Origin of the sequence: Micromonospora sp. NPDC049301 (assembly GCF_040678715.1) — a bacterium.
Lineage (GTDB): Bacteria > Actinomycetota > Actinomycetes > Mycobacteriales > Micromonosporaceae > Micromonospora.
Map to the genome: position 1 here is coordinate 1,082,950 of NZ_JBFAQO010000001.1, position 22,339 is coordinate 1,105,288.

At 72.9% G+C, this 22,339-nt stretch carries 23 protein-coding genes and 1 tRNA gene; 21 read left to right on the top strand and 3 right to left on the bottom strand.

Annotated elements, in window-relative coordinates; genetic code table 11:
• The first annotated feature begins 2 nt into the window (after nt 1-2).
• Together AB0K07_RS05200 and AB0K07_RS05205 are read left to right on the top strand one after the other, a co-directional pair.
• Nucleotides 3-995, top strand: a complete 993-nt coding sequence (locus AB0K07_RS05200) for a nucleoside triphosphate pyrophosphohydrolase (RefSeq protein ID WP_363751086.1) — start codon at nt 3-5, stop codon at nt 993-995.
• A 92-nt stretch (nt 996-1,087) separates the two neighbouring features.
• Nucleotides 1,088-2,707, top strand: coding sequence for a DUF885 domain-containing protein (locus tag AB0K07_RS05205; protein WP_363751088.1), 1,620 nt, complete (start codon nt 1,088-1,090; stop codon nt 2,705-2,707).
• A 51-nt stretch (nt 2,708-2,758) separates the two neighbouring features.
• Here the strand turns inward: AB0K07_RS05205 and nudC are convergent, their stop codons facing one another.
• Together nudC and AB0K07_RS05215 are read right to left on the bottom strand one after the other, a co-directional pair.
• The gene (gene nudC, locus AB0K07_RS05210) at nt 2,759-3,592 is read right to left on the bottom strand and encodes an NAD(+) diphosphatase (protein WP_363751089.1); all 834 of its coding nucleotides are present in this window, start codon (nt 3,590-3,592) and stop codon (nt 2,759-2,761) included.
• Between the two features lie 29 nt (nt 3,593-3,621).
• Entirely contained in the window at nt 3,622-4,314 is a 693-nt protein-coding gene (locus tag AB0K07_RS05215; protein ID WP_363751090.1) for a hypothetical protein, read from the bottom strand.
• A gap of 213 nt (nt 4,315-4,527) precedes the next feature.
• Here AB0K07_RS05215 and eno point away from each other — a divergent pair, with 213 nt between their 5' ends.
• The 17 genes from eno to AB0K07_RS05300 all read left to right on the top strand — a co-directional run bounded on the left by eno (nt 4,528) and on the right by AB0K07_RS05300 (nt 19,126).
• Nucleotides 4,528-5,811, top strand: a complete 1,284-nt coding sequence (gene eno, locus AB0K07_RS05220) for a phosphopyruvate hydratase (RefSeq protein WP_363751091.1) — start codon at nt 4,528-4,530, stop codon at nt 5,809-5,811.
• Between the two features lie 78 nt (nt 5,812-5,889).
• Nucleotides 5,890-6,531, top strand: coding sequence for a septum formation initiator family protein (locus tag AB0K07_RS05225; protein ID WP_363751092.1), 642 nt, complete (start codon nt 5,890-5,892; stop codon nt 6,529-6,531).
• Nucleotides 6,532-6,565: 34 nt separating this feature from the next.
• Entirely contained in the window at nt 6,566-7,123 is a 558-nt protein-coding gene (locus AB0K07_RS05230; protein WP_363751093.1) for a DUF501 domain-containing protein, read from the top strand.
• Nucleotides 7,120-7,662, top strand: a complete 543-nt coding sequence (locus AB0K07_RS05235) for an amino-acid N-acetyltransferase (RefSeq protein ID WP_363751094.1) — start codon at nt 7,120-7,122, stop codon at nt 7,660-7,662. Before AB0K07_RS05230 ends, AB0K07_RS05235 begins: the two co-directional genes overlap by 4 nt.
• 99 nt (nt 7,663-7,761) lie before the next feature.
• Nucleotides 7,762-8,703, top strand: coding sequence for a Ppx/GppA phosphatase family protein (locus AB0K07_RS05240; protein WP_363751434.1), 942 nt, complete (start codon nt 7,762-7,764; stop codon nt 8,701-8,703).
• Nucleotides 8,704-8,833: 130 nt separating this feature from the next.
• A complete protein-coding gene (locus AB0K07_RS05245) occupies nt 8,834-9,058 on the top strand; it encodes a hypothetical protein (RefSeq protein WP_363751096.1) in 225 nt (74 codons plus the stop codon).
• Between the two features lie 517 nt (nt 9,059-9,575).
• The gene (locus AB0K07_RS05250) at nt 9,576-9,908 is read left to right on the top strand and encodes a PadR family transcriptional regulator (protein ID WP_121654545.1); all 333 of its coding nucleotides are present in this window, start codon (nt 9,576-9,578) and stop codon (nt 9,906-9,908) included.
• Nucleotides 9,905-10,906, top strand: a complete 1,002-nt coding sequence (locus AB0K07_RS05255) for a hypothetical protein (protein WP_363751098.1) — start codon at nt 9,905-9,907, stop codon at nt 10,904-10,906. Before AB0K07_RS05250 ends, AB0K07_RS05255 begins: the two co-directional genes overlap by 4 nt.
• 130 nt (nt 10,907-11,036) lie before the next feature.
• Nucleotides 11,037-11,519, top strand: coding sequence for a hypothetical protein (locus AB0K07_RS05260; RefSeq protein ID WP_363751100.1), 483 nt, complete (start codon nt 11,037-11,039; stop codon nt 11,517-11,519).
• Nucleotides 11,520-11,746: 227 nt separating this feature from the next.
• Entirely contained in the window at nt 11,747-12,433 is a 687-nt protein-coding gene (locus AB0K07_RS05265; protein WP_363751102.1) for a dienelactone hydrolase family protein, read from the top strand.
• 19 nt (nt 12,434-12,452) lie between these two features.
• Nucleotides 12,453-13,166, top strand: coding sequence for a uracil-DNA glycosylase (locus AB0K07_RS05270; protein ID WP_363751435.1), 714 nt, complete (start codon nt 12,453-12,455; stop codon nt 13,164-13,166).
• Nucleotides 13,167-13,258: 92 nt separating this feature from the next.
• Complete coding sequence (locus tag AB0K07_RS05275; protein ID WP_363751436.1) at nt 13,259-13,984, top strand: DUF4129 domain-containing protein; 726 nt, start codon at nt 13,259-13,261, stop codon at nt 13,982-13,984.
• A gap of 114 nt (nt 13,985-14,098) precedes the next feature.
• Nucleotides 14,099-14,683: a hypothetical protein gene (locus AB0K07_RS05280; RefSeq protein ID WP_363751104.1), complete on the top strand. Its 585-nt coding sequence runs from the start codon at nt 14,099-14,101 to the stop codon at nt 14,681-14,683.
• Nucleotides 14,683-15,684, top strand: coding sequence for a MoxR family ATPase (locus AB0K07_RS05285; protein WP_363751106.1), 1,002 nt, complete (start codon nt 14,683-14,685; stop codon nt 15,682-15,684). The genes AB0K07_RS05280 and AB0K07_RS05285 overlap by 1 nt, the downstream gene beginning before the upstream one ends.
• Complete coding sequence (locus AB0K07_RS05290; RefSeq protein WP_363751108.1) at nt 15,684-17,111, top strand: DUF58 domain-containing protein; 1,428 nt, start codon at nt 15,684-15,686, stop codon at nt 17,109-17,111. The genes AB0K07_RS05285 and AB0K07_RS05290 overlap by 1 nt, the downstream gene beginning before the upstream one ends.
• 19 nt (nt 17,112-17,130) lie before the next feature.
• Nucleotides 17,131-17,694: a hypothetical protein gene (locus AB0K07_RS05295; RefSeq protein ID WP_363751110.1), complete on the top strand. Its 564-nt coding sequence runs from the start codon at nt 17,131-17,133 to the stop codon at nt 17,692-17,694.
• Nucleotides 17,695-17,797: 103 nt separating this feature from the next.
• Nucleotides 17,798-19,126 carry an NAD(P)/FAD-dependent oxidoreductase gene (locus AB0K07_RS05300; RefSeq protein WP_363751112.1) on the top strand — a complete coding sequence of 443 codons (1,329 nt, stop codon included), beginning with the start codon at nt 17,798-17,800 and terminating at the stop codon, nt 19,124-19,126.
• Between the two features lie 106 nt (nt 19,127-19,232).
• Here the strand turns inward: AB0K07_RS05300 and AB0K07_RS05305 are convergent, their stop codons facing one another.
• Nucleotides 19,233-21,098 (bottom strand): hypothetical protein, encoded by a 1,866-nt coding sequence (locus AB0K07_RS05305; RefSeq protein WP_363751114.1) that lies wholly within the window; start codon nt 21,096-21,098, stop codon nt 19,233-19,235.
• 101 nt (nt 21,099-21,199) lie between these two features.
• On the opposite strand from AB0K07_RS05305, the gene AB0K07_RS05310 reads away from it, so the two are divergent.
• Nucleotides 21,200-21,283 (top strand) — tRNA-Leu (locus AB0K07_RS05310).
• A 104-nt stretch (nt 21,284-21,387) separates the two neighbouring features.
• The gene (locus AB0K07_RS05315; RefSeq protein WP_363751116.1) at nt 21,388-22,203 is read left to right on the top strand and encodes a Bax inhibitor-1/YccA family protein; all 816 of its coding nucleotides are present in this window, start codon (nt 21,388-21,390) and stop codon (nt 22,201-22,203) included.
• The last annotated feature ends 136 nt before the right edge of the window (nt 22,204-22,339 follow it).

The window sequence follows — 22,339 nt, forward strand, 5'->3', positions numbered from 1 at the left end:
GCATGTCGGCACGGATCGTCCTGCTGGTCACCTCGCCCCGGCTGCCGGCCGGTCTGCTGACCTCCGCCGCCTGGGATGCCGTACGCCGGCACCCGGTGCTGACCGGGGCGGAGAGTGAGCTGGCCACGGCCGTGCGCCAGGCGGGCGCCGAGGTCACGGTGGTGGACGGCCCGGCGACGCAGCCGTTGCTGGACGCGGTGGCGGCGCACGGCGCCGCGGTCTGGCTGGCCGGCCCGGCCGGCGACGAGTCGCTGGCCCGGGAGCTGGGTCTGCGGCTGGCCCGGGAGCCGGGGTTGGCGGAGCTGGAGCTGATGTACGGCTCGTGGGACCCGCCGGGCGCCCGGCTGCTGGACGCGGTGGCCGTGCTGGACCGGTTGGCCTCGCCGGGCGGCGACCCGTGGAAGCGGGCGCAGACGCACCGCAGCCTCGCCGGTTATCTGCTGGAGGAGAGCTACGAGGCGTACGACGCGATCAGCGCGGGCGACACCGACGCGCTGCGCGAGGAGTTGGGCGACGTGCTGCTCCAGGTGGTGCTGCACGCCCGGCTCGCGGAGGAGCTGCCCGAGGGTGAGCGGTGGAACGTCGACGACGTGGCCGGTGGCCTGGTCGACAAGATGATCCGGCGCAATCCGCACGTCTTCGCCGGTGCGGAGGCGGGCACGCTGGAGGAGATCACGGCCAACTGGGAGCGGATCAAGCGGGCCGAGAAGGCGCGTGGCTCGGTGCTGGACGGTGTGGCGCTGAGCCAGCCCGCCCTCGCCCTGGCCGCGACGATCCTGGACCGCGCCGCCCGGGTCGGGCTGGCCGTTCCACCGCCGCTGGCCGACTCGCAGGTGGACGAGGAGGCGAGGCTCGGTGCGAGCCTGCTGACCACGGTCGCGGCGGCCCGCCAGGCCGACCTGGACCCGGAGGCCGCCCTCCGCCGCACCACCCTGGCCTACGCCGAAGCGGTCCGCGTCGCCGAGCGCATCACCCCGCCCACCGAACCAGGTTGATCATGAGGTTGACGGGCCTGCGACGACCTGTCGGCCCCGCCAACCTCATGATCACCGCCGGTCGCGTCGGGGGCGGTCGGTAGGGTCGGGGGGTGGAAGCGTTTGGGGTTCTGGCGGAGCGGGTCGTCGAGGCGTTGCTGGAGAGTCGGCCTGGGGTCGCCACCGCGGCGGGGGACCACCGGTACGACGACCGCTTGCCGGACCTGTCCGCCGACGCCCTGGCCACCGACCGGGCGATGCTCTCCGACGCGGCGAACGCGCTGTCCGAACTGGACCCGGACTCGCTCGACGTCGAGGAGCAGGTGGACCATGCGCTGCTCACCTCGTTCGTGGATCGGGAGCTGTTCGAGCTGACCGAGATCCGGTCGCACGAGTGGGACCCGCTGCACCACAACCCCGGCCCGCTGCTGCACCCGCTCTTCACCCGCCCGTACGCGCCGGTCGAGGTGCGGCTGACCCACCTGGCCGGTCGGCTCGCCGCCGTGCCGGACGCCCTCGCCACCGCCCGCGCGACGCTGCGGGACATGCCACGGATCCACGCCGAGACGGCGGTCGGGCAGTTCACCGGCACGGCCGCGCTGATCCGCGACGAGCTGCCCCCGCTGCTCGCCCAGGCGCCCGGCAGCCTCGACCGGGTGGAGCCGGCGGCCACTGCGGCGATCGCCGCACTGGAGGAGTTTGTCGCCTGGCTGCGCACCGGCCTGGCCGCCGACGGCGGCCCCGGCCGCGACCCCCGCCTGGGCCGCCGCCGCTGGGAGGCCCGGCTCTGGCACACCCTGGACACCGAGCTGGGGGCCGCCGAGATCCAACGCCGCGCCTGGGCCAACCTGGACCGGGTCACCGCGGAGATCCGCGAGGCGGCCGTCGAGCTGGTCGGCGGCCGGGCCGACGACACGACGGTACGACGGGCGCTGGACGTGCTCGCCGCCGAGCACCCGGACAACCGGACCATCGTGGAGCTGGCCGGGGTGACCCTGGACGAGGCCACCGACTTCGTCCGCGCACACGACCTGGTCACCCTGGTCGACGACCGGTGCGTGATCCAGGAGATGCCGGAGTTCGCGCGGGGCGTCGCGGTGGCGTACTGCGACTCGCCCGGCCCGCTGGAGACCGCCGCCCTGCCGACGTTCTACTGCATCGCGCCCACACCCACGGACTGGCCGGCCCAGCGGGTCGAGTCGTTCTACCGCGAGTACAACGACCACATGATCCGCAACCTGACCGTGCACGAGGCGATGCCCGGGCACTTCCTCCAGCTCGCCCACGCCCGCCGCTACGTCGGTGGCACCCGGGTGCGGGCGCTGGCCGAGTCGGGCCCGTTCATCGAGGGCTGGGCCGTGTACGCCGAGGAGCTGATGGCCGGGCTCGGCTTCGGCGGCCTGCCGGTGCGGTTGCAGCAGCTCAAGATGCAGTTGCGGATGACCATCAACGCGCTGCTCGACCAGTTGGTGCACGCCGAGGACCTGCCCGAGGCCGAGGCGATGGCGCTGATGACCGGGCGCGGCTTCCAGGAGGAGGGCGAGGCGGCCGGCAAGTGGCGTCGGTCGCTGCTCACGTCCACGCAGCTCTCCACGTACTTCGTGGGGTACAGCGAGGTGGCCGAGATCGCCGCCGCCCGCCCGCACGGCGTGTCGGTGCGCGACTGGCACGACGCGATGCTCGCCCACGACTGCCCGCCCCCGCGCCACCTGCGGACCCTGCTCGGCGTCTGAGGAAGCCGGCGGTCTGCACCTGTGGGAGACCATGAACCCGATCCGCGCGACTCAGCGCTGCGCGGCGGTCCCCGTCGCGTCGATCAGCCAGCGCGAGATGGAGTACGCGGGCGGCAGTTCCGCCGGCAGCGCGTCCAGGGCGAACCAGCGGGCCTCGGTCAGCTCCCGGCCGTCGACCACCGGCTCGGCGTGCGGGTCGGCGGCACGGGCGGTGAAGCCGGCGAGCAGCACCCCGGGGCCGGAGATCGCCCAGGGCTGGCTGCCGAAGTAGGCCAGCTCGGCGACGCCGAGCCCGACCTCCTCGCCGACCTCCCGGTGCACCGCAGCCTCGAGGGTCTCGCCGGCCTCCACGAACCCGGCGACCAGTGCCCACAGCCCGGTCGGCCCGGTGGCGTGCCGCACCAGCAGCAGCTCGTCAACGCGTCCGGCCGGGCCGGGTCGGGTGATCGCGACCAGCACCGCGGCGGAGAGCTGCATCGGCACGTACAGGCCGCAGTCGGGGCAGCGCCGGGCGGTCTCGCCGGGCTGGTCGATCAGCTCGGCGCGGCAGGCGCCGCACCACCGGTGGGTACGCCGCCAGGTGATCACGGCCAACGCCCGCCCGGCCAGCGTGGCGAGCGGCTCGGGCACCTCGGCGGCCAGCGACGCCCAGCCGCGCGTCCGGCCGCGCGTCCCGTCGGCCGTGGCCAGCTCGGTGGCCCACGCGGGCACCCCGTCGAGGGTGCCCAGCGGCACCCATCGGGTGTCGGCGGGCAGGTCGGCGACCCGGGCCATCGTCCCGTCGGCGGCGGTCAGCAGCTTCGCGCCGATCACCGGCAGGGCGAGGTCGGTCGGCGCGGGTGGGCGGCCGGCGTCGGAGCCCGGCTGGAATCCGGGGCGCCGCACGGGGGCCACGGCCCCGACGGCCGGGTCGGTCACGAGCCGCCCGGTCGGCGGTCGACCACGCTGGCGTCGGCGGGCGGGTCGAACGCGTCCTTCGCCACCGTCGCGGAGTACCTGCTCAGCGCCAACTCCATCGGCTTGCCGTCGACCGGCCCGGTGAAGCTGCCCAGCACACCCTCGGTGGTCACGCAGGCCGTGAAGCCTCCGTCCGACCGCTGCACCTCGACGCAGGTGGCGTGGTGCCCGGCGACCGTGGTGTCGCTCTGCTTGATGACCGCCTGCGGGTCGAGCGCGGCGGCGGTCAGCAGCCCGACCACCACCGGCGGGGTGACCAGGCCCTGCTGGTTCGCCTCGGTGAAGAGCGCCACGGTGGGCTTGCTGCCCGGGGTGGGCGGCGTGAGCAGCGTGCACGTCGTGCGGCCGCCGGCCGCGGTGCATCGGGTGACCGCGTCCGGGGTGACGGTGAGTCGCCCACCCGGGTAGCTGTACGCGGAACGGGCCGGATCCTGCGCCTGCGCGATGGCGGCGGTCTGTCCGCCGGGGAGCTGGTACTCGGCCGAGTAGGTCAGCTCCAGCGCCCGGTCGAGCCGGGCGGCGAGGTCGTTGACCAGTTCGGAGCGGCCCATGGCTCGTCCGGCGTCCTCGAATGTTTGACAGCCGGTGACCGTGAGCGACGCGATGACCGACACGGCGAGCATGCGGAGGGTGGTCGAGGCGGCGGGCATGGCGACCAGACTGGTGGATCGGGTCGGCGCAGCGCAAACCCGTTGCCGGTTGACGCCCGGAAATCCGGGAATGTCCGTCACCGCGGGGCGACTCGGGTGCGCGGGCGACGCCGTGCCCGTTCCCGTGGCCCGATACGCTGCGTTCAACACCTGCCTCAGCCGCACCGTCGCGGCCCACCCACGGACCGGATCACAACAACGAGGAGCGACTCAGTGGCAACCATCGAGGGAATCGTCGCCCGGGAGATTCTCGACTCGCGGGGCAACCCCACGGTCGAGGTCGAGGTCGGCCTGGACGACGGCACGGTGGCCCGCGCCGCCGTGCCCTCCGGCGCCTCCACCGGCGCCTTCGAGGCGATCGAGCTGCGCGACGGTGACGCCGACCGCTACCAGGGCAAGGGCGTGGAGAAGGCGGTCTCCAACGTCGAGGACAAGATCGTCGACCAGATCATCGGGTACGAGGCCAGCGAGCAGCGCCTGATCGACCAGAAGATGCTCGACGTCGACGGCACCGACAGCAAGTCGGAGCTGGGCGCGAACGCCATCCTCGGCGTCTCCCTCGCGGTCGCGAAGGCCGCCGCCGGCAGTGCCGAGCTGAGCCTCTTCCGCTACCTGGGCGGCCCGAACGCGCACCTCCTGCCGGTGCCGATGATGAACATCCTCAACGGTGGCGCGCACGCCGACTCCAACGTCGACATCCAGGAATTCATGATCGCGCCGATCGGAGCGCCCACCTTCCGTGAGGCGCTGCGCTCCGGCGCGGAGGTCTACCACGCGCTGAAGTCGGTGCTGAAGAAGAAGGGCCTGTCGACCGGGCTCGGCGACGAGGGCGGCTTCGCGCCGAACCTGCCGACCAACGCCGCGGCGCTGGACCTGATCGCCGAGGCGGTCGAGAAGGCCGGCTACCGGCTCGGCACCGACATCGTGTTCGCGCTCGACGTGGCCGCGACGGAGTTCTTCGACAACGGCACGTACACCTTCGAGGGCACCCCGAAGTCCGCCGAGGAGATGAGCACCTACTACACCAAGCTTGCCGACGAGTACCCGATCGTGTCGATCGAGGACCCGCTGGCGGAGGACGACTGGACCGGCTGGCAGACGCTGACCGCCTCGATCGGCGACCGGGTGCAGATCGTCGGTGACGACCTGTTCGTGACCAACCCGCAGCGCATCGCCCGCGGCATCGCGGAGAAGGCGGCGAACGCGGTCCTGGTCAAGGTCAACCAGATCGGTTCGCTGACCGAGACCCTGGACGCGGTGGACCTGGCCCACCGGGCCGGCTTCAAGTGCATGATGAGCCACCGCTCCGGCGAGACCGAGGACACCACCATCGCCGACCTGGCGGTGGCCACCGGTTGCGGCCAGATCAAGACCGGTGCCCCGGCCCGCTCGGACCGCGTCGCCAAGTACAACCAGCTGCTCCGGATCGAGGAGGAGCTGGCCGACGCGGCGCGCTACGCCGGCGTGGGCGCGTTCCCGCGCTACCGTTCGGCCTGAGACGTGGTCGGGAAGCCCCACCGCGGGGCTTCCCGACACCATCTGTAAGACGCGAAGCCTCGGGGGAGGGGTGTGACGATGCAGCAGCGCCGCACACCGGGTGGTCAGCGTCCCGCCCGCCGGCCGGGTCAGTCCGGCCGGCCGGGCGGTGGCCGGGCCACCCGGGGATCGGTCCGGGACGCCGGAGTGCGCGCCGAGCCGCGGGGCGCCGCCGGTCGGGCGCCGGGCGCGGCCCGGGGCGCCGAGGGGGTCCGCTCCGCGAACCGTCCGGCAGCGGCCCGGCGTACCGCCGCCGGCGGCGCCGTCAAGCGTCTCGCCGCACCCCACCCCCGTGGCTTCACCGGTCGGGCCACCGTGCTGTTCGCGGTGCTGATCGCGCTCGCGTTGGCCTACACCTATCCGGTCCGGGTCTACCTGGACCAGCAGGCCGACATCGAGCGGATGGAGGCGGCACAGGCGGCGCAGGAAGAAGAGATAGCCAAGCTCGCCGCCGAGGCCGCCAACTGGAAGGACCCGGCGTACATCGAGACCAAGGCCCGGGAGCGGTTCTTCATGGGCCGGCCCGGCGAGAAGATGATGGTGGTGCTGCACGACCCGGAGGGCGCCGCCCGGGACGCCGGTAAGTCGACCGGACCGGCCGCCCCAGCCGGTCCGGTGACCTGGTACGACACACTCTGGTCGAGCGTCCAGGCGGCGGACAGCCAGCAGCCGGGCAAGTGAACCACCGACCAGCGCATCAGGAGAGACAAGCACCGTGACTGTCGCACCACCGCCGGAGTCGGCCGCGGATTCCGTACCCCTGCCGCACCGCGAGCCGGCCACCGAGGCCGACCTGGCCGCGGTGGCCGCGCAGCTCGGCCGCCCGCCCCGTGGGACCCGGGCGGTCGCCCACCGCTGCCCGTGCGGCCTGCCGGACGTGGTGGAGACGACGCCGCGCCTCGCCGACGGCACCCCGTTCCCGACGCTCTACTACCTGACCTGCCCCCGGGCCACGGCGGCGTGCAGCCGGCTGGAGTCGGCCGGGTTGATGAAGGAGATGGCCGACCGGCTGGCGGCGGATCCCGAGCTGGCCGCGCACTACCGGGCGGCGCACGAGGACTACCTCACCCGCCGCGAGGCGATCGGCGAGGTACCCGAGATCGCCGGCATCTCGGCGGGCGGGATGCCGGGCCGGGTGAAGTGCCTGCACGTGCACCTGGGGCACGCGCTCGGTGCCGGCCCCGGGGTGAACCCGTTCGGCGACGAGACGCTGGAGCTGGTCGAGCCCTGGTGGACGGCCGGCCCGTGCGTGGACGTGCCGGCGGGCGAATGAGCGCGGACGGAGGCTTCCCGACACCGGTTGCCGAGGACCAGATCCTGGTGCGGCGGGCCCGCACCGGGGATGTGCGGGGCATCCGGCGGCTGGTCGACACCTACACCGACGACCGGCGCTTGCTGAGCAAGGCCACCGTCACCCTCTACGAGGACGTGCAGGAGTTCCGGGTGGCGGTCCGCGCGGACGACGGCGCCGTGGTGGGCTGTGGCGCGCTGCACGTGATGTGGGAGGACCTGGCGGAGATCCGTACGGTCGCGGTGGACCCGTCCTGCCGGGGCCAGCGGATCGGGCACCGGCTGGTCGGTGAGCTGATCGACGCGGCCCGGGAGTTGGGCGTGGCGCGCATCTTCGTGCTCACCTTCGAGACCCGGTTCTTCGCCTCGTTCGGGTTCCGGGCTATCGACGGCGCGCCGGTGCCGCAGCCGGTCTACGAGCAGTTGCTGCGCTCGTACGACGAGGGTGTCGCCGAGTTCCTGGACCTGGAGCGGGTCAAGCCGAACACGCTGGGCAACACCCGGATGCTGCTGCGCCTGTAGCCGGGCATGTCTGGGCCGCCAGCCCTGATGCCGGTGCGCTCGGGATCGCCGCCGGGTACCGCCGATGGGCTGTCGTAGGGTTGCGGGGTGACGACGCGTGTGGCGGCCATCGACTGCGGGACCAACTCGATCCGACTGCTGGTCGCCGACCTGCCCGAGGCGTCGGCCGGGCCGCAGGCACCGCTGATCGACCTGACCCGGCGGATGGAGATCGTGCGGCTGGGGCAGGGCGTGGACCGGACCGGGCGGCTGGCCCCGGAGGCGATCGAACGCACCCGGGTGGCGTTGGCGTCGTACGCCGCCGACATCGAGAAGCTGGGCGTCCAGCGGGTGCGGATGTGCGCCACCTCGGCCTCCCGGGATGCGGCGAACGCCGCCGACTTCACCGAGATGGTGCAGGCCACCCTCGGGGTCGCGCCCGAGGTGGTCACCGGCGACGAGGAGGCCCGGCTGTCGTTCACCGGCGCGGTGCGCGGGTTGCCGGCCGACGCGAAGGAGCCGTTCCTGGTCGTCGACATCGGCGGCGGCTCGACCGAGTTCGTGGTCGGCGACCGGGCCAGCGGGGTGCGGGCGGCGATCTCGGTGGACATCGGCTGCGTCCGGATGACCGAGCGGCACCTGCCCGGTGACCCGCCGACGCCGGAGCAGGTCGCCGCCGCGCGGGCCGACATCGCGGCGGCGGTGGACCGGGCGCTCGCGGTGGTGCCCGGCCGCGAGGCCGCCACCCTGGTCGGCCTCGCCGGGTCGGTCACCACCGTGGTCGCCATCGCGCAGGGCCTTCAGGAGTACGACCCGGAGCGCATCCACCACGCCCGGGTGTCGTACGAGGCGGTGGCCCAGGTGACCGAGGACCTGCTGGGTCGGACCAGCGCGCAGCGGTTGGCGATCCCGGTGATGCACCCGGGCCGGGCCGACGTGATCGGCGCGGGTGCCCTGGTGCTCCGCGTGATCATGGAGCGGGCCGGTATGCCGTCCGTGGTCGCCTCGGAGCACGACATCCTCGACGGCATCGCCTGGAGTCTCCAGCCAGCCTCGCGCTGACGGGCGTGGTCGACTCGCCTTCGCCGATATCGCGGTATCCGAGTCATCAGGACACCCCGATTCAGCGAACCCGTTTCGATCTCGACCCGCCCGGCAGGGCTTTGCGTCAGTCCGTCGTCAGGTCTGGCCGGTGCTGCCGGATCCACTTCTCGACGTCGGTGCGCCGCCAGATCTGGCCCATCCGCAACACCTGGTACGGGGCTGGAAAATCGCGCCGGGACGCAACTACGGAAGCCCGGGCGCGGGAAACCCCTCCGAGCATGTCTCGTATTTCAGCGATCCCAACGAACTCGCCCATGTGTTGACGGTAGGCACCGGCGATTGTTCAACGATCGGTAACAGCGATCGGGGTTGACGATCGGCAATAGCGATAGCACGATCGGGGGATGTCAACGTCGAACTTCTCCCCAGGTCACGACCGTCAGCGCCGGGCGATGCGCCCGCACCTGCCGATGCGGCCCCTGTGGCTGTGTCGGGTGTGCGCTGCCCCGTGGCCGTGCCAGCCGGCGCGTCTGTTGCTGGTGATGGAGTATCGACGGGACCGGGTTGGCCTGAGCGTCTACATGGCTGGCCTGTTGTTCGAGGCCACCGCGGATCTGATCAAGCTCAATCCAAATCCCGCCCCGTCCCCGGCTGACCTGTTCGCCAGGTTCGTGGGCTGGACCGCCAGGGGGCCCGCTCCCGATCCGATCGGCTCGGAATGTCTGGAAGGACCCTCGCGGGGTGCGTGATCGACTCGCCTTCCGTGAGGGTGGGGTGTCCGGACGGGTCGTGGTCCGTTTTTCAGGAAGCCGGGTGGATCGCGGCTGTGCGTGGGCGTGTCGAGGCTGAATCGTTGACGCTACTTCGCATTGCACACTAGTGTGCAATGCGTGGACACCACACAGTTGCTGAAGGGCGTGCTCGACCTCGCCGTCCTCGCCGTGCTCCGGGAGGAGGACGGCTACGGCTACGACATCCTGCGACGGCTCCGGGAGGCCGGGCTGGAGGAGGTCGGCGACGCCTCGGTCTACGGCACGCTGCGCCGTCTCTTCGCCGCCGGCCTGCTCACCACCTACGTCGTGCCCAGCGAATCCGGGCCGCACCGCAAGTACTACTCACTCAACGCCGCGGGGCGCGACCAGTTGGCCCGCTCCGGCAAGCTCTGGCGCTCGTTCGCCACCACCATGGACAGTCTGCTCGACGATCGGGGGCTGGCGGCATGACCGTCACGGAGCAGGAGATCACCGACTACGTGGCGCGGGTCCGGGCCGCTCTGGCCGACCTGCCGCCCGGGCAACGCGACGAGCTGACCGAGGACCTCGCCGACCACCTCGCCGAGGTCGCCGCCGAGTCCGAGGGCACCCTCGTCGAGCGGCTGGGCGAGCCCGAGACGTACGCCGCCGAGCTGCGGGCCGCGGCCGGAGCACCGGCCAGCGGCCGCAACCTGGACCAGCGGGTGGCATCCGCGGTGGTACGGGCCCGCGGCCGGCTGCGCGCGATCGACACCCGACTCGGCCCACCGCTCGGGTACGAGACGGCCAGCGACTTTCTCCGGTTGCTGCGCCCCGGCTGGTGGGTGCTGCGCGGCTACCTGGCAGCCATGCTGGTCACCGTGATCAGCACGGGTGGCAGCTTCGGTCTGCTGCCCCGGTTCGGCGGCGAACTGCTCGCCGGCCTGATCATGCTGGTGGGCTTCCTGCTCGTCTCGATCTGGCTGGGTCGTCGCTCCACCCGGCTGAGCCGGTGGCCCCGCTGGGCCCTGCACGCCGGCAGCGTGGTGCTGGTGGTCTTCGCGCTCTCCGCCCTCATGCAGGCGGAGGACCGGATGCGGTACGGCGACTACGGCATCGATCCGACGTCGATCAACGGCCCGTACGACCAGGTCCGGGACGTCTTCGTCTACGACAGCGAGGGCCGGCTGGTGGAGAACGCCCGGCTCTTCGACCAGAACGGCAATCCGATCCGGCTCGGCTACCCGGACTGCGAAGGCCGTGTCGACGAGTACGGCAACCCCCTGCTGCGGCCATACCCGTACTGCGTGGGCCGGGCGCCGTTCGGGCCCCGAGGCCCGGGCGTGTCCCCACCGTCGGCGCCGGCCGTGATCACCACGCCGACGCCGGAGCCGACCGGCACGCCGACGCCGAGTGCGACGCCCGGCGAGCCCTCGGCGGGCCCGACCGCGACGCCGAGCGACACGCCAACCCCCACCCCGACGCGCTGAGCCACGGTGTGAACTGGATCATGCATACGAAGCTGGGAAATAGCTGAACGGACGAGGCGAGCGGGACGACGCCGGAAATCAATGATCGTTACGGTGTCGTCTGCTCATCAACCCCTCGGAAGGAACCCCCGTGTCAGAGCAGGTCGCACCGCCCCCCGCGTCCGACGTCACGCCGCCCCAGCCGGCCGTCGAGACGCCGTCCCCGGTCGAGCCGGAGGCGAAGAAGTCCGGTGCAAAGAAGGCCCTCGGCATCGTCGGCGCGATCCTCGTGTTCGTCGTCATCGCCGGCCTGAAGTTCGGTCTCGCCACCACGATCGGCAACTTCCTGAACAAGGACGAGACCGCCGACGCCAAGGCCGGTGACTGCATCGCCGAGCTGCCCGAGGTCACGGGCACCGAGACGGAGGAGGCAAACGGCGCCAAGGTCGTCGAGTGCACCTCCACCGACGCGGCGTACAACGTGGTCGGTCGCCTCGACGGGCAGACCGAGGCGCAGGCCAAGGCCGACACCGCCTGCGACCAGTACCTCAAGGAGGGCGAGGAGGGTTACGTCTTCTACAGCATCGAGCCGGGCAAGACGGGCTATCTGCTCTGCCTGACCAAGAAGGCGTGACCAAGAAGGCCTGACCGGAGCGCCAGCAGGCCGGGCGCCAGCACCGACGGCGGCGGGGGAACCTACCCCCGCCGCCGTCGGCGTACGCGGAGTCACCACCCGGCGAACGGGAGGTGAATGCCACTGTTCGCGCGTCTTCCCGGCGGCGGCGCGGCATGGCAGGCTACCGGCACGTAGGACCACTGGGCGACCAGCCAACGATGACTGACCGCTAGGAGGACGGGCCAATGGGCGAGATGGTGAGCTACCGCAGCAACGGGGGGACGAGCGAGGGGTATCTCGCGATACCTGCCAGCGGCGTCGCCAGCCCCGCCGTCATCGTCATCCAGGAGTGGTGGGGTCTGGTCCCGCACATCCGGTCGGTGGCGGACCGGTTCGCCGAGGCCGGCTTCGTCGCCCTCGCCCCGGACTTCTACCACGGTCAGACCACCAGCGAGCCGGACGAGGCGCAGCGGCTGCTGATGGCGATGCGGATGGACGAGGCGGCGAAGGACATCGCCGGCGCGGCCGACTACCTCGCCGGGCGGCCGGAGGTCACCGGCAAGGTGGGGGCCGTGGGCTTCTGCGCCGGCGGCAGCCTGGCTCTCTGGTCGGCGACGCTCTCCGAGCGCATCGTCGCCAGCGTGGGGTTCTACCCCGTGCTGCCCTGGGAGTCGATGCGCCCCGACTGGGTCGACTACGCCGGCAAGTCCGCCGTCATCCACTGCTCCGAAGAGGACGGCACCTCCGCCGCCGAGGGCGTGCAGACCGCCCGCCGTGCCATCGAGGAGGCCGGCGGCACCTGCCACCTCTACGACTACCCGGGCACCTCGCACGCCTTCTTCAACGACGACCGGCCGGAGGCGTTCGACCAGCGCGCCGCCGCCAGCGCCTGGGCCCGCACCCTGGAACTCTTCCGGGCCAAGCTTGGCTGAGTCGCGTACCCCCGAGCAGGTGGTCGCCCGCGCCGCGCGGGCGACCGACCTGGCCGACCTGGACGCGGCGGTCAGCGACTGTTTCGCCTGCCCGCGGCTCGTCCGGTGGCGGGAGGAGGTGGCCCGCACCCGCCGGGCCGCCTTCCGGGACCAGGAGTACTGGGGCCGTCCGGTCCCGGGCTTCGGCAGCAGCGACGCCCGGATCGCCATCCTCGGGCTGGCGCCCGCCGCGCACGGTGGAAACCGCACCGGCCGGATCTTCACCGGTGACCGCTCGGGTGACGTGCTCTTCGCCGCCCTGCACCGGGCCGGGCTCGCCAACCAGCCGACCAGCGTCGCCGCCGACGACGGGCTGACCCTGCGGGACACCCGCATCTTCTCGGCCGTCCGGTGCGCGCCGCCGGACAACAAGCCCACCCCCGGCGAGCGGGACACCTGCGCGCCCTGGCTGCACCGCGAGGTCGCGCTGATCCGGCCCACCCTGCGCGTCGTGGTCGCGCTGGGCGCGTTCGCCTGGGCAGCGTGGTGGCCGGTGCTGCACGCGGTGTACGGGCAGCGCCCGCCCAGCCCGCGACCGGCGTTCGGCCATGGGGCACACTGGTCCGGCACAGCCGCACCGGAGTTGCTCGGCTGCTACCACGTCAGCCAGCAGAACACCTTCACCGGACGGTTGAGACCAGAGATGCTGGACGATGTCTTCGGCCGGGCTAAGCAGCTGGCCGGAGTGGACTGAGACTGCGTGGGGCGGTGGCCATGACGGACGTGAAGCGCCCGCACACGCCGTACCCGGACGGCGAGCCCGGCGTGCTGCGTCAGGTGCTCGGTCTGCTCCGCCGATGGTGGCCGGTGGGTGTGGTTGCCGTCCTGCTCGTCGGGGCCGCGCTGGCCTCCGCGCACTCGTCGATCGGGGCGAGCCGGATCCCGCCGGTGGAACAGGTTCCGTGGGTTCCGGAGTATCCGACCGCCGAGCCGCCACCGTCCATCCCGGTGGAGCCGCGGGACGCCGGCGAGGCCACCCAGGCGCACATCCCGCAGTGGATCGCCACAGTGGCGGTGGTGCTGCTCGGGCTGGCCATCGTCGCCGTGCTCGGCTACCTCGCCTGGATCCTCATCCGGGGCGCCGTGCGCCGCACCACCCGGGCACTGCCGGCGCAGGGGGCCCGGCGTACGGCCGAGGGCACCGCCCGCGAGGTGGTCGCCGCCCTCGACGCCGGCCTGGTGGAGCTGGACGACCGGGACACCGATCCCCGGGTCGCGGTGATCGCCTGCTGGGTGCGTCTGGAGGAGGCCGCCGCCACGGCGGGCGTTCCGCGCCGGCCCGGCGACACCCCCACCGACCTGGTCACCCGGCTGCTGCGCGGCGACCCGTCGGCCGGGGTTCCGGCGATCGTCAGCGCCGACGTGCTGGCCGAGTTCGCGCACGTCTACCGGGAGGCGCGGTACGCCACCCGCCCGGTCGACGAACGCACCCGCGACCAGGCCCGCGCCGCACTGCGCCGGCTGCGCCAGGAGTTGGCCACGGTGGCCCCCAGCGCGGAGGTGGCACCGTGAGCGCGAGGAATGAGCCGGGTTTGCGAGCCCGGCAGTCGCGAGCAGAGGTGGCACCGTGAGCGCGAGGAGTGAGCCGGGTTTGCGAGCCCCGCAGTCGCGAACAGAGGTGGCACCGTGAGCAGTACCAGCATCGACGACCTGCTCGCCTTCGAGGAGGAACCGGCTCCGGCCGACCCGCAGTCGCGTGGCGGCCGGACCCGCATGGTGCTGCGCTCGCTCGCGACCGCCGCCGCGTTGGTCGCGGTGCTGGTCGCCGGTCTGCGCGCGGTCGGCCTCAAGGTCTCCCTGCCCGTGCTGATCGCCGGGGTGCTCGCCGTGCTGGCGGTCCGCCGGGTCACCGCCCTGCTCGCGCCGCCACCCCCGCCGCCGGCGGGCGGTCGGGTCGCGACGGGCGAGGAGGACGGCAGCTACAACTGGGGCGCCCGGGACGCGTTGCGCGGCGCGATCAACCGCTGGGAATGGCCGCTCGACTGGTCCACGACGCGCCCCGAACGCTTCACCAGCGTTGTCCTGCCCCGCATCGGTGAACTGGCCGACGAGCGGATGCGCCTGAAGCACGGCGTCACCCGTGAGTCGGACCCGGGCCGCGCCCGTGTCCTGCTGGGCGACCGGCTGTGGACGTTCCTGGAAAAACCGCCTCGCCGCCCCCCGTCGCCGCGCGACCTCGCGGTGATCGTCGCCGAACTGGAGAACATCTGATGAACGACCGGAGCATGCCCGCCGCCGAGGTCGGCCGTCTGGCCCGGGCGGTGCTGGACGCGGTCGGCACCGTCGTGGTCGGCAAGCGGGACGCATTGGAGTTGGTCCTCGCCGGCATCCTGGCCGGTGGGCACGTCCTCCTGGAGGACCTGCCGGGTCTGGGCAAGACGCTCACCGCGCGCTCCTTCGCCCAGGCGCTCGGGCTGGACTTCCGCCGGCTCCAGTTCACCCCTGACCTGCTCCCCGCCGACGTCACCGGCTCGTTCCTGTACGACCAGCGCAACGGTGACTTCGCCTTCCGGGCCGGCCCGGTCTTCACCAACCTGCTCCTCGCCGACGAGATCAACCGGACGCCCCCGAAGACGCAGTCCGCGCTGCTGGAGGCGATGCAGGAGAAGCAGGTCTCGGTGGAGGGGGTGACCTACAAGCTGGACGAGCCGTTCCACGTGCTGGCCACCGCCAACCCGATCGAGTACGAGGGCACCTATCCGCTGCCCGAGGCGCAGCTGGACCGGTTCCTGCTCCGGGTCTCCTTCGGCTACCCGGACCACGACGAGGAGTGGGAGGTGCTGCGCCGCCGGATGGGCCGCCGCCGCGAGGAGGCGGACATCAAGCCGGTGGTCGACGCGGCCACCCTGCGGGCGATGCAGGCCGCCCTGGAGGACGTGGTGGTGGAGGACTCCATCGGCCGCTACATCGTGGCGCTCACCGCGGCCACCCGGGAGCACCCGTCGGTGCTGGTCGGCGCGTCGCCGCGCGGCTCGCTGGCCCTGTTGCTGCTGGCCCGCGTCCGTGCGGTGTTCGGCGGCCGGGACTACGTGGTGCCGGAGGACGTCAAGGAGGTCGCGGCGCCCGCGCTGGCCCACCGGATCACCCTGCGCCCGGAGATGTGGCTGCGCCGCGTCGACCCGGCCTTCGTGGTCGGCGAGGTGCTGGAGGGCACTCCGGCGCCGGCGAGCGGCGCGCTGCCCAGCTACGCCGCCGGCGGGCCCCGACGCTGATGACCGGACCGACCCTGCCCCGATCCGCCGAGCCGGAGCCGGCCGCCGGCTGGGCACCCACCTGGGCGCTCGGCCGGGCGGTGCTGCTCGCCGGCCTGTTGCTGGTGGCAGGTGTGCTGCTGGGGCGGGTCGACCTGATCGTGCTGGCGGCCCCGTTCGCGCTCGGCACCGCGTACGCGCTGCGCCGCCGGCCCTCCGCGCTGCCGCAGGTGTGGATCACCTCCGGCGACGACGGGCCGCTGGTCGAGGGTGGCGACATGACGGCGGCGGTGAGCGTCGGCAACCCGGACACGGTCGACTACGACCTGGTGGTGGTGCGGTCCCGGGTCTCTCCGTGGTTGCGGATCGAGCGGGCCGGTTTCGCCCTCGACGGGGCGCTCGGGGACGTGCCGCCCAGCGGTGGCGCGGCACCGGCCGGCGGCGGGGGGCGGTCGGTCGCCGATCGGCCGTTCGTGACGTCGGTGCCCAGGGCGACGGCGGTGGACCTCGGGCTGGCCGGTAAGGCCCTGCGCTGGGGTCGGCACCCGGTCGGTCCGGCCGGCGCGCGGGTCGCCACGGCCGGTGGCCTCCTGGTCTCCCGGGCGGTGATCACCGAGCCGGTGCGGGTCCGGGTCTACCCGCGAACCGAGCCGTTCGAGGCGGTGGAGGCGATGCCCCGAGCCGCCGGCCTGGTCGGCGCGCACCACTCCCGCCGGCCCGGTGAGGGCGGCGAGCTGGCCGGCGTCCGGATCTTCGCGCCCGGTGACCGGTTGCGCCGCATCGACTGGCGGGTGTCGCTGCGCGCCCGGCAACTGCACGTGGCGGCCACCCTCTCCGACCGGGACGCCGAGGTGGTGGTGCTGCTCGACGTGCTCGCTGAGGCGGGCCGCTCGGGCGGGGTGGGTGGTGCCGCCTCGGTGCTGGACACCACCGTGCGGGCTACCGCCGCGATCGCCGAGCACTATCTGCACCGGGGCGACCGGGTCTCGTTGCTGGAGTACGGGCCGGCGGCCCGGCGGTTGCGCCCGGCGGCCGGTCGCCGGCAGTACCTGACGGTGCTGGAGTGGCTGCTCGACGTACGTGCTCAAGCCTCCCAGCACGAGCCGTACGACCAGGTTTTCGGCCCGCAGCTGCTCTCCTCGGACGCGCTGGTGGTGGTGCTCACCCCGCTGCTGGACGAGCGGTCGGCGCAGATGCTGGCCCGGCTGGCCCGGGCCGGGCGGTTCGTGGTGGCGGTCGACACGCTGCCGACCGACCTGACGCCGCCGAAGGATCGGGGCTGGGCCGAGGTGGCGTACCGGCTGTGGCGGCTGGACCGGGACATCATGATCGGGCAGCTCCGCGAGCACGGCGTGCCCGTGGTGCGCTGGGCGGGTGCCGGCAGCCTCGACCAGGTGCTGCGGGACGTGGCGCGGCTGGCCATGGCCCCCAGGGTGGGTGCCCGATGAGGACTGGGGGCGGGCTCAGATGATCGACGTCGTGGCCGGGCGGGTCCGGGCGGCCCAGGACGCGTTCGCCCGGATCAGTCCCGCCCCGCTCATGGTTCGGGCCGGGATCTTCGTCACCGTGCTGGCCGGGTTCGCGCTGGCGTTCCCCGCCGAGGTGCTGTCCGGCCGCCCGCTGGCCTTCCTGGCGGTGGCCGCGCTGCTGCCCGCGGTGGGTCCGCGTCGGGTCTGGCCGACCTTCGCGGCGCTGCTCATGGTCGGCGGCTGGCTGCTCGCCACCGACGGTTATGGCCGGCCGGTGGCGCTCTGGCGGCTGCTGGCCCTCGCTGCGCTGCTCTACCTGGGGCACACCCTCTGCGCGCTGGCGGCGCTGCTGCCGTACGACGCCGTGGTGGACCCGGAGCTGGTCACCCGATGGCTGCTGCGGGCGGGCGCGGTGCTGCTGGGTACCGCCGTGCTGGGGGTGCTGCTGTTGCAGGTGGGGGGCATGGGTGGGGAGAACGGCCACCAGTGGGTCACCGTGCTCGGTTTGCTCGTGGCGGTGGGGATCGCGGCGTTGCTGGGCTGGCTCCTGAGACGCAGGTGAAGCGGTGATTCGGGAGGGTTAGCCAGGTCACAGGGGTTGTGCTCCGTCACAGATGGGGGGCGCGGACGGGATTACCTGAGCCGGCCGGGGAAAGATAGATGACGTGAATCCGAAGCGGATCCTTGTGGTGGGTGCCGGGCACGTCGGTCTCTATGCGGCCCTGCGCCTGTCGAAGAAGCTCAGCTCCCGTGAGGCTGAGGTCATCGTGGTGGACCCCCAGCCGCACATGACGTACCAGCCGTTCCTGCCCGAGGCCGCGGCGGGCAACATCTCCCCCCGGCACTCCGTGGTGCCGCTGCGGCGAGAGTTGCGGCGGTGCACCGTGGTGGCCGGCACGGTCACCCGGCTCGAGCACGACCGCAAGGTGGCCACCGTGCAGCCGATCGTCGGCCCGGCCCGGGAGGTCGCGTACGACCACGTGATCGTGGCCCCGGGTTCGGTGTCCCGGACGCTGCCGATCCCCGGCCTGCACGAGCAGGGCATCGGGTTCAAGACCATCGGTGAGGCGATCTACCTCCGCAACCACGTGTTGGACCGGCTGGACGTCGCGGCCGTGACTCCCGACCCGGACGTCCGCCGCTCGGCGTTGACCTTCACCTTCGTGGGTGGTGGCTACGCCGGCATCGAGGCGCTCGCCGAGATGGAGGACATGGCCCGCGACGCGATGCGCTACTACCCGGAGCTGAAGCCGGAGGAGATGCGCTGGGTTCTGGTCGAGGCCACCCAGCGGGTGCTGCCCGAGGTCGATCGGGACATGGGCGCCTACACGGTGCAGCAGCTGCTCAAGCGGAACATGGACATCCGGCTGGACACCCGGCTGGAGTCCTGCGTCGACGGGGTGGTCAAGCTCTCCGACGGCGACAGCTTCCGCTCCGACACGATCGTCTGGACGGCGGGCGTGAAGCCGTCGCCGATGCTGGACGCCACCGACCTCCCGCGCGACGACCGCCGGCGGGTCACCTGCCTGCCCACGCTCCAGGTCGTCGACGGCGACCGGGTGGTCGAGGGCGCGTGGAGCGCCGGCGACTGCGCGGCGGTGCCCGACCTGACCAAGGAGCCGGGCAACTTCTGCTCGCCCAGTGCCCAGCACGCGGTACGTCAGGCCGCCCGGATGGCCGACAACATCGCGGCGGTGATCCGGGGCCGCGAGCCGGTCAACTACAAGCACAAGCACGTCGGCAGCGTGGCCAGCCTCGGCCTGCACAAGGGTGTCGCCCAGGTGTACGGCGTCAAGATGACCGGCTGGCCGGCCTGGGTCATGCACCGGACGTACCACATGAGCCGGATCCCGTCGTTCAACCGCAAGGTGCGGGTGGTGGTGGACTGGTCGCTGGCGTTCTTCCTCAAGCGCGAGGTGGTCGCCCTGGGTCAGCTGCACGACCCGCGCGAGGAGTTCGTCGAGGCGTCCCAGCCGGTCGGCCCCCGCGTCTGACCGAGATGTGCGAAGGGCCCCTTCCTGCCATTTCCGGTGGGGAGGGGCCCCTTCTTTTGTGCCCTCCGGGAGACGCTGAGCCCCGGCGGCGGCGCGGCCGGTGGCGTCAGACCCGCCAGATCCAGGCGTCCGCGATCCGGGTCGCCGGGCCGTAGAGCTGTTCCAGGGTCGCGCGGAGGCTCTCCACGTGCGGGGCGTCGTCCGCCAGCGCCACACAGGATGCGTTCCAGAAGTCGACGTCCCGGGCGGCCTGGCGGCGCTGCTCGTCGCCGATGGCTGGCTGGTCGCCGCGTCGCGCGACGTCCGCCAGCAGCGCCGAGGTGGGCTGCTTGAAGGTGCCCATCGCCGCGGTGCCGCCCCGGCCGTACGGGCCGATGAAGAACCCCTCGGGCAGCCCGAAGCCGGCGTCGGCGGCGGCCGCCCAGCGCATCGGCCACGGTTCCTTGGGCGTCGGCAGCGGCACCGGGACCAGCACCCCGCCGGGGCGGACGCACTGCTGCCAGTGCCCGCCGGTGATGAACTCCGGCACGGCGGGCCGCTCGGCCGTCGGCAGCGGGGTGGGGAAGACCGGCAGCAGCGCCGCCACGACGGCCAGCGGCACCAGCCGCCGCGCCCGACCGGTGCTCCGCAGGGCCCGGTCGAGCGCCAGCACCAGCAGCGTCGCGATGATCGGCAGCAGCGCCAGGCCGAACCGCATCGGCAGCGCGCCGTCCACCACCGGCAGCCCGGCCAGCAGGGCGTACGGGCCGGGCAGCGCGGTCCTGGTGCCGCCGAGCACCACCTCTGGGCCGAGCGAGAGCGCGCCCATCACCAGCGCCGCGACCACGCAGGCGAGCACCAGCCGGCGCCGCCCCACCCAGACCCAGACCGCGCAGGCCGCGGTGACCAGCAGCAGCGGCCAGCCGAGGAAGGTGTTGTACTCGGCCGGGCCGGTGGTCAACCGGGCGGACTCGTCGCTGCCGGCCACCGACAGCGGGGAGAGCGTCCACCAGCTGCTCAGGTCGGCCGAGAAGTAGGCGGGACTGAACATCCCGTCGGCGACCCCCTGCGGTCCGGCGAACTGGAACCACAGCGGATATCCGAGCACCAGCAGGGCCAGCCCGGCGGCGACCGCCAGCCCGGCGGCGAAGTTGGGCAGCGCCCGTCGGGCCAGGTCCCGGTCCACCACGGCGTAGCTGACCGCCATCACCAGCAGGGTGATGGCGGCGAGGAAGAGCACCTCCTCGCCGATGAAGACCTGCGCGGTGACCGCCGTGGCCAGCCCGGCCGCCGAGCTGAAAATGCGCCGCCGGTCCGGTCCGGCGGACGGAAGCCGGTCGGGCCCGGGCGGGGTGGCGGGTCCCGGGTCGGATGCCCGAAGCAGCCGGACCACCAGCCAGACGATCACCGGAACCAGCCACTGGGCGGTCATGTGCAGATGGCTGTTGGTCTGCGAGATCATTCCCGGGCCGAACCCGCACAGCCCCCCACCCAGGGCGGCGGCGAGCCGGCGGGCGCGCATCGTCCGCTGGAACAGCAGGTACCAGGCGACGGCGGTGCCGGCCAGGTTGGCGGCGGCGAGCAGCGCGAAGGTGACCGGCGCGCCGAGGAGCAGCGTGATCGGCGCGCAGACGATGCCGAGCGCGATGACCGTGGTGTTGGCCATCAGGTTGACCCCGTCGGGGGCGTTGAGCCGGTCGGTGAGCAGACTGAAGTCGCCGAGCAGCGCTCGCGCGTCGACCGCCAGGAACCACTCGTAGAGGGTCTGGTCCTCGGGGTTCAGCGCCAGCGTCCGGCCGGTCGGGTCGGGCCACAGCCCGTGGGTGAGCCAGGCGGCCACCACCGTGCAGATCAACGCGACCAGCAGGTCTGCCCGATGCCGGCGGACGGCGGCCAGCAGCCGGACGGCCCAGGCTTGGCGGTTGACCTGATCGGCGAGGAGGAAGGCCTGCTCAGGGGCGGCGTCGGGGGCCGTGGGGGCTGCGCTGCTCACGGCATCGACCCTAGTGCGGCCAGCCCGGCGGGGTACGCCGGGTCGCCGCGAACCGGCTACGGTGAGACTGCACCGTGCGTGTCGGCGCGCCGGTGCCACCCGCCCGGGTGGTGGAACGGCAGACACGGCCGCCTTAAAAGCGGCTGCCGCAAGGCGTGCGGGTTCGACCCCCGCCCCGGGCACCAGCCGCCTCGACGCTTTCTCATTCGTGATCACCAGGAGTTGGTCGGGCCGTTTACTCTTGGAGGGCACGTTCACGTGCAAACGACCCCCTGAGGGAGGCCAGACAGTGAAGACCTCGAACCCGGTGCTCGCCCGGCTCGGCCAGGCGGCCGAGCGGGAGCGCTCCGCCGGGTACGCCCCGACCGGGCCGTACGGACAGCCCGGCATTCCGCAGCAGTACCCGTCCCAAGCCGGCTACCCGGCCGCGCCGCCGACCGTGGCGCCCATGACCGTCGACGACGTCGTCGTCAAGACGGTCGCTCTGCTCGGCATCCTCGGCGTCTCCGCCGCGGCCGCCTGGGTGCTCGTGCCCGACGCGCTGGTCGGTGCCGCCTGGATCGGCGCCGCGGTCGTCGGCCTGGTGCTCGGCCTGATCATCTCGTTCTCCCGGATGGCCAACCCGGCGCTGGTCATCACGTACGCGGTCGTCGAGGGTGTCTTCGTCGGCATGGTCAGCAAGGCCTTCGAGACGGCGTACGACGGCATCGTGCTCCAGGCCGCCGCGGCAAGCTTCGGCATCTTCTTCCTGATGGCGATGCTCTACCGGGCGAAGGTCATCCGGGCCACCCCGGCCTTCGTCAAGGGCATGATCGCGGTGATGACCGGCCTCTTCGCGGTCATGCTGATCAACCTGGTGCTGGCCCTGTTCGGCGTCAACACCGGCCTGCGCGACGGCAGCCCGCTGGCCATCGGCTTCAGCCTGGTGTGCATCGTGGTCGCCTCGCTGAGCTTCGTGCTCAGCTTCAAGGAGATCGAGGACGGCGTCCGGATGGGCCTGCCGCAGCGCTACTCCTGGACGGCCGCCTTCGGCATCCTGGTCAGCCTGGTCTGGCTCTACATCGAGATCCTGCGACTGCTGAGCTATTTCCAAGGCGACGACTGACCTCGTCCGCACTGCTGACCGGTGCCCGCCCCCGCTCCCGCGGGGGCGGGCGCCGTCGTCCGCGCCGGCCGTGCCGTTTGCCCGCCGCCGCCGGTCCGCCCGGGGCAGAGTGACTGCGAGGGGGTACGCGGGCGAA